Source organism: Bacillus sp. OK048 (genome assembly GCF_900103525.1).
Classification (GTDB): Bacteria; Bacillota; Bacilli; order Bacillales; family Cytobacillaceae; genus Neobacillus.
Genome location: NZ_FNHN01000001.1, coordinates 223,056 through 236,580 on the forward strand (window position 1 = coordinate 223,056; position 13,525 = coordinate 236,580).

Here is a 13,525-nt window from a genome sequence, read left to right on the forward strand (position 1 = left end):
AATGTTTCAAATATCATTGTTCTTTCAATATGCCTCGCAATATTTAAAAACTAGGCTCACTTATCGTGTCGATACGGCAGTTGAAATTTTTTCTGATTTATTGTCTCAAGCCGTCAATTTAATTTTTATTTTAATTGTTTTTCGCCATACTGCCGCTTTAGGCGGCTGGAATCGAGATGAAATCATTTTTATTTATGGATTTTTCCTTGTTCCTTATGCCTTATTTTCGTCCTTTTTTAATATATGGGACTTTAATGAACGCTATATTGTCAAAGGAGAAATGGACCGTGTCCTAACTCGCCCGGTTCACAGCCTATTCCAAATTATCATGGAACGAATGGAGCTTGAATCATTATTCGGGGTGATTACTGGCATAGTGATTATGGGGTATTCAGCTGCACATCAAGGCTTAACATTTGCGTGGTATGATGTTTTGTTCTTTATCATCATGGTGATAGGCGGGGCTTTAATTTATGCCGGTATATTTATTGCTCTCGCAACGATTGGCTTTTGGTCTGACAGCCGTACCGATATAATGCCAATGATGTACAATATCAGCAATTACGGCCGCTACCCTGTGAATATTTACAATAAAGTTATTCAATTTGTGTTAACGTGGATCTTACCTTTCGCTTTTGTCGGTGTCTATCCTGCATCCTACTTTTTAAATAGAGAAGAATGGATTGGCTATGCCTTTTTTACACCCGTTATGGGAATCCTCTTCTTCGGGATTGCGATTTTTCTTTGGAATGCGGGCGTAAAAAAATACCGTGGCGCTGGGAATTAACCTTTGACTTAGTATGGATTCAGCATGCTACATTATTGATTAATTGTTCTTGTACTGGAGCTAGTAAAGGGCAACTAAGTGCCAGCCACAAACCAAATAATTTTCAAACTAGAATAATCCCAAAAAAAAGCCAGGAACTTTCCATTATGAGGATGGTTCCTGGCTCCTTGGTTGAAGCAAAATCTTACTTTTCTCCATGGTCAATTTCCATATTCTTATAAGCTGTTCGATAAAAAGCTGTTGATCCCGCATCAAGAACCCAGAGGGTCTGCACTTATCGGTTGGGGGGCAGGTTAATTACCCGAGCTGATAAATAGGCGGACAAATGAGACTGTCGATTAACTCATTTAACCTTTTAGAAAACGAAGATTCCAACTATTTTTTGCTTAAATAGATATAAAAAACTATAAAAAGTAGCTAAAAAAGCAAATATTTGGTCACAATTTCATTAAATTGGGGTTGCTAAATTTCACTTGCCTAATTAATCGACAGTCTCCAAATTCCGCCTATTTTGTAATTATTATTAAAAACAGCTTAAATAGACGGAGAGATTCCACCTATTGACTCGAAAAATATTAAAATGAGGGATTTTGCATTGCATAACCGGAAAACCTCCCCTTATTTTCCCCAAAACGAGCTCTATTCTGCATTTAACCGGAAACTCTCCGCTTATTTTACGTTATTCCTAATAAAGAATCTCGCCAATTGGCTATAGAGTGTTTAACTTTTTATTTACCAATAAGGATCCAATACGACTGTCATTTCTGCACGTATTTTAAGAAAAGCACCTCAAACTGAACCCTTTAATATGATACAACTTCACTTCCTAAAGATTTCGGCATTTTTGATCATTCGATTTTCGCTCATGGTCCTTAATTTCTTGATATCAAGACGAATGAGGAGTGAAACCGCTAGAGCTATAATAAAAATTCCTGAAAAAATGACTAATGTCCCATGATAGCTTCCTGTTGTTTCCCTTACCCAGGATACAAAGATCGGTCCAGCTAGACCGGCTGCTGCCCATGCCGTTAAAATATATCCATGAATAGCCCCAAGCTGCTTGGTTCCAAACAAATCACCGATATAGGCTGGTATGGATGCAAAACCTCCTCCATAACAGGTCATGATCATATAAACAATAATAGAAAATATAATTCCAACTGTAATATTTGGAAGCATGAAAAAGGCAACAATTTGAAAAGCAAAGACTAACGTGTACACATTTGGTCTTCCGATATAATCCGAAATGGTAGCCCAAACAATCCGTCCACCACCGTTAAATAACCCCATGATTCCAACCATTGCTGCTGCCCCAGCTGCTGACATACCTACTAGCTCTTGTGCCATAGGCGATGCAACAGAAAGAATTGCGATTCCACAAGTAATATTGATAAATAACATAATCCATAGGGCCCAAAACTGTCTTGTTCTGACTGCCTCGTTGGCGGTTAACTGTTGCAGATCTTCTTTTAGTTTCATACCGCCTGATTTTTTTCCTGCTGCTTCTAACCCCTTAGGTACCCAACCAGCTTTGGGCGCCTCGATGATTGTCTCTTTTCCAAGTTCTCCTGATCCAAGTAACATTACCTTTTTTGAATGGGAACCAAACACTTATCACAACTCCTCATCGTTTGTCTTTTGACTATAATACCTTATATTTATACCTATTTCAAGTAAATATTCTCCATTAAACACGAACATTAATTATTAAATTTTATTTATCGTTCGTTTTTTTCGAGAATTAAAATCTATGAATGAACGTACAAGCAACTTTTAACTATTCGGTTAGCTCCATAACAAAAAGGCTACCGTTTTGATAGCCTTTTCTTAAATAATTATTTTTCCATCGTGGGAAGCACTAGAAATCAAGATACCCATTCCCGCAATTTAGTTGGAACAAGCCGCTTGTATCCATTCTTTTGCAACCTTACAAAAATATTATTAGCAAGAAGTGAAAGAATGATTAAGGCAGTTCCTAAAATGTCAAACATCGTTACATCATTGCCTTGATAAATCGAAATTACGAGTGTGGTAACGGGAACAAAGTTAATGAATAAAAGTGCATTGATTGGTGATAAAATACTTACACCGATGTTCCAACCGAGCAGTGCAATCAGACCAGGAAATACTATCATAAACAGTAAATGCGGACTTGTGGCTATCATCACTTCTTCTGTTGGGATAGATATATATCCAAACAGTGTTGCTGCTGTCACTATCACAGCCGCCGTTATCGTTCCAAGTAAACAGCTTAACGTTGTATACCGCAAAACGGACCAACCCCTAAACTTACTCCCACCCATTGTGTAAATAACCCATCCAATGACTGCAATAAAGATGAGTATGGAAGGAAAAATCGCATCCGTCGCACCTAGAAAAGCTTGAATATTACCTTTTGTAATGACAAACATCGCACCGATTAATGACACGATTACACAGATAAAAGTGAATGAATAAGGGCGTTTATTAAAAATCAACCATATCATCACAATGGAAATCATTGGCATTAAGGACTCCATAATGGATGCAACCATTACTCCTGATTCTCCCATTAAATCTTCTCCCCAGAAGATAAATAGATTATAGACGGTAAATGCCATTGTGCCAAAGAACCATAATGGCAGACCTTTGCCTTCAAATCGAAAAGCTTGTTTTCCTTCTTTCCAGAAAAGCATCGCTACCAAAATGATGGTAACAGCACCATAACGAATGATGGTAAAATAAAAAGGATCAATATGCTTAAAAGCTGCATGTGCGACTGGAAACATGGCTCCCCATGAAACGGCAGCAATAAAACACAAAAAAGCCCCCCATACTACATTATTTCTCATGTCCATCTGCCTCCCTGTATTAATAGTAGATTGATTATCTATCTTTTCTGATATCTTGTAAAATCATTTTAATTGATGATTTCCTATCATTTTTTGTGATATCATATGAATAGAGAAAAATTTATGGGGGGATTAACAATGGAGTTTAAAGACCTTGAGATTTTTCAGTTGGTTGCAGATAAAGGAACCATTACAGCAGCAGCAAATGAGTTGAATTATGTGCAATCCAATATTACATCAAGAATTCGTAAATTAGAGGCTGAAATGAACACTCCGCTGTTTAATCGCCATCGACGAGGTATGAGTTTAACACCAGAGGGGAAAAAATTATTAACCTATAGTAAAAAAATTTTATTATTAACGGAAGAAATGAAGAATGCTGTTCAAACGAATAAAGAACCGTCTGGAAAATTAGAAATTGGAACAGTAGAAACCGTCATTCATTTACCAAAAATTTTGTCTAGCTATATTAAAAAATATAAAGATGTCGATTTGTCTGTATTTACGGGTGTTACCGAGACATTAGTAGAGGATGTTTTACATCATAAGTTGGATGGTGCTTTCATTACAGAAATGGATGTATATCCCGATCTTGTATCACATGAAGTATTTCAGGAGGAGCTCGTTTTAATTTCTGATAGAAGTATTACCACTTTGGAAGAAGTAAAACAGGAACCAATATTATGTTTTAGCAAAGGCTGCGGATACCGGGCACGTCTGGCAGAATGGTATGAAGATCAAAACATTGCCCCTAAGAAAATAATGGAATTCGGTACATTAGAAACCATTTTGCGGAGTACTGCTATGGGACTTGGCGTTGCATTCGTTCCAAAGTCGGAAGTGAAACAATTGGAAAAGGACGGACTTATTAAATTTCACAAGGTTCCAGAGCAATACAGTAAGATAAGGACGGTTTTTATCAGAAGAGCCGATACTTACTTATCACCCACAATTGAAAAATTTATCGAAACTATTGAGTCAAATAAATAAATAAATAAATAAATAAAAAGTGCCTTTCACAACACGAATCTGTCGAGGCGAATTCGACAAATTACGAGTAGTGCAGGCACTTATTTTAAGATTTATAGTTTGTTACTAATCTCCAAATCAAACTGAATGCATTTCCAATTCTTCCTTGTTTGTCACAAGGAATTCAAGAGAATATGCCTTTTCAAAGCCCTCACGTGTAGCATCACCTAGGGAAGCAAAGCCTGCTGCATCTCCTATAACAAACACATTTTCCATCTGCTTCCTAACTGTTTCCTCTAATGGATTATATGCCTCAACACCCATTGCCACCACGATATACTCTGATTCCATTTCTAAATGCTTTCCAGAAACCAAGTCCTCCACGATAATAGTGTCCTTAAGAATTTTTACCAATTTGTGGTCCGTAACAATGTTCACATTTACTGTTTTAAGCTTATCAAGAAGTCTTAATCTCGTTTCTGGCCCAATTCTTTTGCTTGCTTTTGTAGGAATCTCTACATATGTTACTTGATTACCCGCTTCTGCAAGGCGCCGAGTCGTACCATGGCAAATCATACCACTTCCCACCACTGTAACTTTATTATTCGTAAATACTTTTTCCTGTAATTTTACTTCTTCATACGTATATACATGATCTAAATCATCGCCCTCCACTTGCGGGAGCTTCGGTCTTCCACCTGTTGCTAAGAAAACAGCATAAGGATTAATAGATGTGATTTCATCAACAGTAGCCTCTGTATTCATACGAACATCTATGTTTAAACGTTTCATTTCATCCTTGAGGTAATTAATGTGCCAGTTCATTTTCTCTTTATAGGTTGGGTCCGTTACAAGGTGTAATTGGCCACCAAGCATATTATTCTTTTCAAAAAGAGTTACAGCATAGCCTTTTAATGATAGAACTCGTGCGGTTTCCATTCCACCCGGTCCACCACCAACGATTACAACCTGGCGTTTTACATCAGAAGGAAGGCACTGCAATTCCTTAAACTCTAGTTCTCGGCCTGCTCTAGCATTGATGGTACACAGAATGTGCGAGTTACCCGTTACTGAATGGATACAATGGAGACAGTTAATGCATTTTCTAATTTCAGCTTCGCGACCTTCCAGTGTTTTGTTTACCCACTCTGGATCAGCGATTAGCCCCCTTCCTATCGCCACAAAGTCGGCTTTTCCCTCCGCTAAAATATCTTCTACAAATTGTGGTTCACGGATGGACCCAACAGTAATAACTGGAATAGTTATTTCTTTTTTTATCTCCTCTGCCAGGTAGACTCTCCAACCTTGTTCAAATAACGGAGATTCAATTATTTTGTCCATAGAGTCATAGGTTCCACAACTAATATGCAGTCCATCTACTCCTAGTTTTTCTAGGTACCGGCATATATTCTTACCTAACTGTAAATCTATTCCTTCTTCTGTAAAGTCATCCACATTGACACGAACAGTGACAGGGTAATCTTTACCGCACTTTTCTTTAATACCGACAATGATTTCTTCGATAAATCTCATTCGATTCTCGAAGCTTCCCCCATATTCATCCGATCGTACATTTGCCTCTGGGCTTAAGAACTGGTTAATTAAATAACCATGGGCAGCGTGAACTTCAACGCCATCAATGCCAGCCTGCTGACATCTTATCGCGGTCTGAACAAATTTATTTACTAACTCTTTTACTTCTGCAGTCGTTAGTTCCCGAGGTTCTTCACCTACTGCAGCACAGGCAACGGTACTTGGTGCAACAATTTGTTTCCCATTAATTAATGAGGAATTTGACTGTCTGCCTGCATGATGGATTTGTACAAAAACCTTTGCTCCATAATTATGTACTGCATTTGCTACACGGTGTATCCCTGGAATGAAGCGATCATCGTCCAGCCTTAATTGCCTAATAAATCCTTTCCCGTATTCATAATCGATACAGGTAAATTCAACAATAAGTAACCCCGTTCCACCCTTTGCCCTTTCTTCATAATAAGCAATGAGTTGATCAGTGACTTCCCCTTCCGGACCTGCTAGATTCGTTCCCATTGGGGGCATAACAATTCTGTTTTTTAGTGTTAAATTGCCTATTTTACCTTCTTTGAATATGTTTGGGTAATGCATTTTGAAACCTCCCGTTCATACTGATTTGTGAAATATTTCACAAAAATAAATACAGGAAATATTTCCTATATTTATTATAAAGGTGATTGACAGAAATTATTGTGCCTTCATTTGATAGTTTCGTGACAAAATTGCGTGTGAAGTTTATGAAAATAAGTCCGGAATGATCCATCCGCCAGTATTTCCTGCCATTCACCAGTATTTCCTGCTATCCGCAACTAATTTCCCGCTATCCACAACTAATTTCCATTACTCGCCAGTAATCTGTCAAAAGCTTAGCCTTTCCTCTAAAAACGAAATATCTTATTCTAGTTTTCTGAAGGAATATCCCTATAACTTGCATAATCTCCTTTTCATTCATTATAATGGTAATATATGAAAATATTTTAAATTTTTAATTATCCTTTGCAATTATGTCAGCATTACTTCTTCTGCTTAGATTTTATTCATTTTCCTATGGAACTTCATAAATTAGTACTCCTTTTATAAGCATAGTAGCTATACTTGTTGCTAAAATATATTTATCCTCATTCTCTAGTTTCAATTTTTCGAATCATTTTTAATAATTATTGTATCTACGTTTTTAAAACTAGATACATAGTTATATAGTATTACACTTACATAGAAGGAGAGATGAAAATTTTGGATGCTAAAGACAATGGATCAATGAATGGATGCCCGTTTCACGGTAGTGCTACTAGTACAAAATCAAGTGGTACGTCAAATCGAGACTGGTGGCCAAACGCGTTAAACTTGAATATTCTCCATCAGCATGATAGAAAATCTAACCCTATGGGAGAAAACTTTGATTATGCAGAGGAATTTAAGAAGTTAGACTACGATGCTTTTAAGCAAGATCTTCGCAATCTAATGAAAGAAAGTCAAGATTGGTGGCCAGCTGACTATGGACATTATGGCCCATTCTTTATCCGTATGTCTTGGCACGCTGCTGGTACGTACCGTACAGGTGATGGCCGCGGTGGTGGTGGGACTGGTAACCAGCGTTTTGCTCCACTTAACAGTTGGCCTGACAACGTTAGCCTTGATAAAGCTCGACGTCTCCTATGGCCGATAAAGCAAAAGTATGGGAACAAGATTTCATGGGCTGACTTACTTGTTCTAGCAGGTAATGTGGCTATTGAAGATATGGGCGGTCCAATAATAGGTTTTGGTGCAGGACGCGCAGACATTTGGCATCCGGAAGAAGACGTCTATTGGGGTACTGAAACCGAATGGCTAGGTGATAATCGTTATACAGGCGATCGCGACCTTGAGAATCCACTTGCTGCTGTTCAAATGGGGCTTATCTATGTGAACCCAGAAGGTCCAAACGGTAAACCAGATCCAATTGCGTCGGGTCGTGACATTCGTGAAACCTTTGCACGTATGGGAATGAACGATGAAGAAACAGTTGCATTAATAGCAGGTGGTCATACGTTTGGTAAGGCACACGGCGCAGGAGATGCTTCCCATGTTGGACCAGAGCCAGAGGCTGCTCCAATTGAACTACAAGGATTAGGCTGGCAAAGTTCTTACGGTAGTGGTAAAGGTCGTGATACGATTGGCAGCGGTATTGAAGGAGCATGGACTGCTAATCCAACACAGTGGGATAATGGTTTCTTCGATCTATTATTTGGATATGAATGGTGGCTTACAAAGAGTCCCGCAGGTGCATGGATATGGCATGTTGTAGATGCAGATGAGAAGCATCTTGCACCTGATGCAGAAGATCCGACTATTAAAGTTCCAACGATGATGACTACGGCTGACATGGCATTACGTTATGATCCAATATACGAGAAGATTTCGCGTCGATTCCATGAGAACCCAGAGGAGTTTGCAGATGTATTTGCACGGGCATGGTTCAAACTATTACACCGTGACATGGGTCCTAAGGCAAGATACCTAGGTCCAGAAGTACCAGAAGAAGATTTCATCTGGCAAGATCCTGTGCCGGCTGGAAATTATGAATTAACAGATGCTGATATTGCTGAGATTAAAGCAAAAATCCTAAACTCTGGACTTACAATCAGCAAACTAGTAACCACTGCTTGGGCTTCTGCAAGTACCTATCGTGGCTCTGATCATCGTGGTGGTGCTAATGGTGCCCGCATCCGTCTTGCTCCACAGAAGGATTGGGAAGTGAATCAGCCGGAACAACTAGCACAAGTCCTTCATGTACTAGAAGGCATACAGAAAGAGTTGGATAAGAACATCAGCATGGCTGATTTAATTGTACTCGGCGGTTGTGCAGCAATCGAACAAGCAGCAAGAGACGCTGGCTTTGATGTGAAGGTTCCTTTTGCTCCTGGACGTGGCGATGCAACCCAAGAGCAAACAGATGCAGAAAGCTTTGATGTGCTTGAGCCTGTTGCAGATGGGTTCCGCAACTATCAAAAGAAACAGTATATTGTAAGTCCTGAAGAGCTACTGATCGATAAAGCTCAACTCTTAAATCTTACTGCACCAGAAATGACTGTACTTATTGGTGGTTTGCGCGTTCTCGATACAAACTATGGCGGCACTGGGCACGGCGTTTTCACTGATCGTGCTGGCAAACTCACGAATGACTTTTTTGTTAACTTGCTTGACATGGGTGTGGAATGGAAGCCTGCAAGCGAAAACGTCTATGAAGGACGTGATCGTAAAACAGGTGAAGTTGTGCGTACAGCAACTAGAGTGGACCTGGTATTTGGTTCAAACTCCGTCCTGCGTGCCATTGCAGAAGTATACGCTCAAGATGATAACAAGGAGAAATTTGTCCATGACTTTATCGCTGCTTGGGTCAAAGTAATGAATGCAGATCGCTTTGATCTTAAGGCGGTTGACCTTAAGAAAGCTCAATTAACTGGTAGATAATAAATGTAAGAAGTAACCGCCGTCAAACCAACGGCGGTTACTTTTTGTGAAAGGAATCAACAATTAAGCAAAAAAGCGTTTTTTATTTTTACAAAGTGATTGGAATAATAATCGTTTATCTTAAGCTAAGTATGCTTCCCTGACTTCTTCATTCTTAATCAAATCATAGCCGTTTCCTTGAAGTTTAATTTCTCCTGTTTGAATAACATATCCCCTATGGGCAATTTGCAACGCTTGATAAGCATTTTGTTCCACGAGTAAAATGGTTAAACCTTCTTGATTAAGTTCTTTTATGATTTCAAATATTTGTTCAACAATAATGGGAGCAAGCCCCATTGAAGGCTCGTCAAGCATTAATAAATTTGGTTCCATCATAAGGGCTCGGCCGATGGCAAGCATTTGCTGTTCCCCTCCGCTCATCGTGCCGCCTTTTTGCTCGAGTCGATCTTTTAGCTTAGGGAAATAGTGGAACACTCTTTCTAATCTCTCATTGATCACACTTTTATTTTTTACTGAAAAAGATCCCATAAGTAAATTTTCCTTGACTGTAAGTCTCGAGAAAATCCTTCTGCCTTCAGGGACATGAGCAATACCTAATATGGTCGTTTCGTGGGCTGGCTTGTTTGCGATTTCCGTTCCTTTATAGACAATTTTTCCTGTCTTCACCTTCACTAGTCCACTTATCGATTTTAAAGTAGTTGATTTTCCAGCGCCATTACTTCCTATAAGTGTGACAATTTCACCTTTATCCACTGAAATGTCTATCCCCTTTAATGCCTGTATACCACCATAATAAGTTTCAATATTTTTTAATTGAAGCATAATTTCCTCCTATCCCACATGAACTGCTCCCGAACCTAGGTAGGCTTCGATAACTTTCGGATTATTTCTGATGTTTTCAGGCTTTCCTTCGGCAATTTTTTCTCCATGATCCAGTACAATGATATATTCTGAGATTTCCATAACAAGCTTCATATCATGTTCAATTAAGATAACGGTTAAATTGAATTCATGTCTCATTCTCTTAACAAGTTGTGTAAGGTCGTTTGTTTCTTTTGGATTCATGCCAGCCGCAGGCTCGTCTAATAATATGATCTTTGGCTTGGAAGCTAGAGCCCTCGCGATCTCCAGTCTTCTTTGTGCGCCATAACTTAGATTGCAAGCTTTTTCATTTAATAGATGAGCCAGTCCAACATATTCCAATAATTGATACGCTTTTATTTCGGAGGATTTCTCTTCTTTTCGAATGGCAGGAAGATTGAATAAAATACCCATAAGACCAGCCTTTAAATGGGTATGCATACCGACAAGAACATTTTCTAGGACGGACATTTCATTAAATAAGCGGATGTTTTGAAAGGTTCGGCATATCCCTTTTTTCGAAACCTCATGTGGCTTTAATCCGTTTATTTTTTCATTTTCAAGTAATATTGCCCCTGACGTTGGTTGATATATTCCTGTAATCATATTAAAAAAGGTCGTTTTTCCAGCACCATTAGGTCCAATAACGGCTGTAATTGAGTTTTTTTCAATTGTCATTGAAACATCTTGATTTGCTGTAAGACCGCCAAACTTTTTCGTTAAATTTCGAACCTCTAAAATAGACATGTAGCTACACCTCTTTGGCTTCAATATTCTCGTTTTGCGCTTGTTCAGGTGCAATCCCTAAGTCAGCTTGAATACTTCCTTCTTGTAAAACCTTTTCGTCATAAACATGATTTTTGGCTGGCAAAAGCCCTTTTGGTCTATACAAGGCAAAGAGGATTAATAGCAAGCCGAAGATTAATCTTTGCATTTTTGCCGGAGAGAGTGCGTCTGGAATCGAAAGGACACCAGACAAGCTTAGTTGATTCAACCAATTTGAAACTTCCGTTAATACCTGTAGATTCAGGATCGTCATAACAGCTGCACCGAGAACAACACCAGGAACACTGCCCATCCCGCCTAAGAGTACCATTACTAAAATCGTAATCGACTCAAGTAGAGTGAAACTTGTAGGATCTACAAATGCTTGTTTGGCAGCGAAGACAACACCCATCATCCCAGAGAAGGATGCACCAATCGCAAACGCCATTAGTTTTGTCCGAACTAAAGGGACACCCATCGATTGAGCAGCAATTTCATTTTCCCTAACCGCTTTCCACGATCGTCCTATTTTTGAGTGTTCAAAACGACGAACGGTAAAAATCGTAAATAGTAGAATGACGAGTACAATATAATAAAATTGGCTCGGAAAAAGAAAATCGACTCCAAACAAGCGAGGTGGAGTGACAGAAGGAATTCCCATTGCACCGTTAGTAATATTAATCGGGCGATCAAGGTTATTAAAAATAATTCTAATAATCTCACCAAATCCTAACGTAACAATGGCTAAATAATCCCCTTTTACCCGAAGGACTGGTATTCCAAGTAGAATTCCAAATAATGCAGCTACGAAACAACCGATTAAGATAAATATCCAAAAGCTTTCTCCTGGCAGGGGGAACGTTCCAAATGGCATAAAATTCGCTGCTTGAGCAGTAGAAAAAATTCCATAAGTGTATGCTCCAACCGCGAAGAACGCGACAAATCCTAAATCAAGCAGACCTGCCATCCCAACGACAATATTTAACCCAAGGGCCATCGATATATAGATTCCAACAAGTGTGGCAACTTCCATATAGGATTGATAGGCATCGCCATTACTGGCAGTGAACGGGAGTAAAAAAACTAGAACAATACCCGCAATTAACCATTTTGTGAGGTTTTTGAAATTTGTAAAATATAGCAGTAACAGGGAAGATAATAAAAGCAGGAAGGCGGTGACTGACCTTTGTGCCATAAATAAACTTAGCGATGTGACTCCGATGTAAATGAGAAGAAAGATTCCTTGTGACAGTTTGTTTTGTTTGTATTTGTTCCATAGTGATTTCATTCTTCTCACCTACACTTTCTCTGCAACCGGTTTGCCTAATAAGCCCTCCGGTTTAAAAAGTAATACAATAATTAAGATAGCAAATGCAAAAACATCTTTGTATTCGGCACCAAGTATACCACCTGTTAAAAGGGTTAAATTGGCAGATGCGAACATTTCCATTACTCCAAGCAGTAAACCTCCCAGCATGGCACCCCGGATATTTCCTATCCCGCCTAATACCGCGGCAGTAAATGCCTTTAATCCAAGAATGAACCCAATATAAGGATCAATCGTTCCGTATTGTACGGCAAATAATACTCCAGTTGCCCCACCAAGAGCGGAACCAATAAAAAACGTAATGGAAATAACCTTGTTCACATTTACTGACATTAAGGAAGCTGTCTCTCGATCTTGTGCGACAGCTCTCATCGCCATTCCCCATTTTGTTCGATTGACAAATAGATCAAGTCCAATCATCATTACAACCGCCGTGACTAGAACAATAACAAATGATGTTTTAATCGATGCATCGTTAAAAATGGAGCTTATCGAGGAGGCTTTAATCAAAATTTGATCTGTAAAAAGACTAGGTCCTGTTACGATAAAATTGCCTTTTTTTAATTCAGCTATGAATCTCACAATATCTTGTAATAAAAAAGAAATACCGATTGCCGTGATGAGTGGGATTAATCTTGGTGCATTTCGCAAAGGCCGATAGGCTACTCTTTCGATCCCCATCCCTATGAATCCTGTCAAAATAGCAGTTAATAAGAGAACAAAAATCAGCATTACTATCGCTGGCACTGCTGAAACCCATCCTATTCCTGTCAAAATGATTAATATCGCTGTACCGATAAAAGCGCCTGTCATAAAGATCTCTCCATGGGCAAAATTGATTAATTCCAATATGCCATAAACCATTGTGTACCCTAATGCAATAACGGCATAGACCGTACCTAAAGTAAGACCATCAATCAAGACTTGCGGGATAGATTGGATCAATTCGTTCAGCATATATTACCTCCTTGTCCCAATTTTACAGAAGAAAGGGTATTC

Annotated in this window: 9 protein-coding genes and 1 pseudogene; 3 read left to right on the forward strand and 7 right to left on the reverse strand. The window is 38.9% G+C overall.

What is annotated here, in order from left to right:
- Position 1: 1 nt before the first annotated feature.
- On the forward strand, positions 2 to 787 hold the full coding sequence (locus BLR86_RS01165; RefSeq protein WP_090757820.1) for an ABC transporter permease: 786 nt from the start codon (positions 2 to 4) through the stop codon (positions 785 to 787).
- Positions 788 to 1,606: 819 nt separating this feature from the next.
- On the opposite strand, the pseudogene BLR86_RS01170 reads toward BLR86_RS01165, so the two are convergent.
- Together BLR86_RS01170 and BLR86_RS01175 are read right to left on the reverse strand one after the other, a co-directional pair.
- A pseudogene (locus BLR86_RS01170) lies at positions 1,607 to 2,314 on the reverse strand (MFS transporter); the annotation flags it as partial.
- Positions 2,315 to 2,652: 338 nt separating this feature from the next.
- A complete protein-coding gene (locus tag BLR86_RS01175; protein ID WP_090757821.1) occupies positions 2,653 to 3,618 on the reverse strand; it encodes a DMT family transporter in 966 nt (321 codons plus the stop codon).
- A 138-nt stretch (positions 3,619 to 3,756) separates the two neighbouring features.
- Here BLR86_RS01175 and BLR86_RS01180 point away from each other — a divergent pair, with 138 nt between their 5' ends.
- Positions 3,757 to 4,608: a LysR family transcriptional regulator gene (locus tag BLR86_RS01180; RefSeq protein ID WP_090757822.1), complete on the forward strand. Its 852-nt coding sequence runs from the start codon at positions 3,757 to 3,759 to the stop codon at positions 4,606 to 4,608.
- 117 nt (positions 4,609 to 4,725) lie between these two features.
- Here BLR86_RS01180 and BLR86_RS01185 read toward each other — a convergent pair whose 3' ends face one another.
- On the reverse strand, positions 4,726 to 6,714 hold the full coding sequence (locus BLR86_RS01185) for an oxidoreductase (RefSeq protein ID WP_090757823.1): 1,989 nt from the start codon (positions 6,712 to 6,714) through the stop codon (positions 4,726 to 4,728).
- Positions 6,715 to 7,347: 633 nt separating this feature from the next.
- Between BLR86_RS01185 and katG the strand changes: the two genes are divergently transcribed.
- Positions 7,348 to 9,573: a catalase/peroxidase HPI gene (gene katG / locus BLR86_RS01190; RefSeq protein ID WP_175492754.1), complete on the forward strand. Its 2,226-nt coding sequence runs from the start codon at positions 7,348 to 7,350 to the stop codon at positions 9,571 to 9,573.
- A 120-nt stretch (positions 9,574 to 9,693) separates the two neighbouring features.
- On the opposite strand, the gene BLR86_RS01195 is transcribed toward katG, so the two are convergent.
- The 4 genes from BLR86_RS01195 to BLR86_RS01210 are packed head-to-tail and all read right to left on the reverse strand — an operon-like array spanning position 9,694 to position 13,483.
- Entirely contained in the window at positions 9,694 to 10,395 is a 702-nt protein-coding gene (locus BLR86_RS01195; protein WP_090757824.1) for an ABC transporter ATP-binding protein, read from the reverse strand.
- 9 nt (positions 10,396 to 10,404) lie between these two features.
- Entirely contained in the window at positions 10,405 to 11,181 is a 777-nt protein-coding gene (locus tag BLR86_RS01200) for an ABC transporter ATP-binding protein (protein ID WP_090757825.1), read from the reverse strand.
- A 4-nt stretch (positions 11,182 to 11,185) separates the two neighbouring features.
- Positions 11,186 to 12,487, reverse strand: a complete 1,302-nt coding sequence (locus BLR86_RS01205; RefSeq protein WP_090757826.1) for a branched-chain amino acid ABC transporter permease — start codon at positions 12,485 to 12,487, stop codon at positions 11,186 to 11,188.
- A 9-nt stretch (positions 12,488 to 12,496) separates the two neighbouring features.
- Positions 12,497 to 13,483 carry a branched-chain amino acid ABC transporter permease gene (locus BLR86_RS01210; RefSeq protein WP_090757827.1) on the reverse strand — a complete coding sequence of 329 codons (987 nt, stop codon included), beginning with the start codon at positions 13,481 to 13,483 and terminating at the stop codon, positions 12,497 to 12,499.
- Positions 13,484 to 13,525 lie beyond the last annotated feature (42 nt).

Bases quoted from the DNA above. Each gene is read 5' to 3' on its own strand.
- BLR86_RS01185 (WP_090757823.1), bottom strand. From the start codon at position 6,714: ATGCATTACCCAAACATATTCAAAGAAGGTAAAATAGGCAATTTAACA.
- BLR86_RS01200 (WP_090757825.1), bottom strand. From the start codon at position 11,181: ATGTCTATTTTAGAGGTTCGAAATTTAACGAAAAAGTTTGGCGGTCTT.
- BLR86_RS01205 (WP_090757826.1), bottom strand. From the start codon at position 12,487: ATGAAATCACTATGGAACAAATACAAACAAAACAAACTGTCACAAGGA.
- BLR86_RS01180 (WP_090757822.1), top strand. From the start codon at position 3,757: ATGGAGTTTAAAGACCTTGAGATTTTTCAGTTGGTTGCAGATAAAGGA.
- katG (WP_175492754.1), top strand. From the start codon at position 7,348: ATGAAAATTTTGGATGCTAAAGACAATGGATCAATGAATGGATGCCCG.
- BLR86_RS01210 (WP_090757827.1), bottom strand. From the start codon at position 13,483: ATGCTGAACGAATTGATCCAATCTATCCCGCAAGTCTTGATTGATGGT.
- BLR86_RS01165 (WP_090757820.1), top strand. From the start codon at position 2: ATGTTTCAAATATCATTGTTCTTTCAATATGCCTCGCAATATTTAAAA.
- BLR86_RS01195 (WP_090757824.1), bottom strand. From the start codon at position 10,395: ATGCTTCAATTAAAAAATATTGAAACTTATTATGGTGGTATACAGGCA.
- BLR86_RS01175 (WP_090757821.1), bottom strand. From the start codon at position 3,618: ATGAGAAATAATGTAGTATGGGGGGCTTTTTTGTGTTTTATTGCTGCC.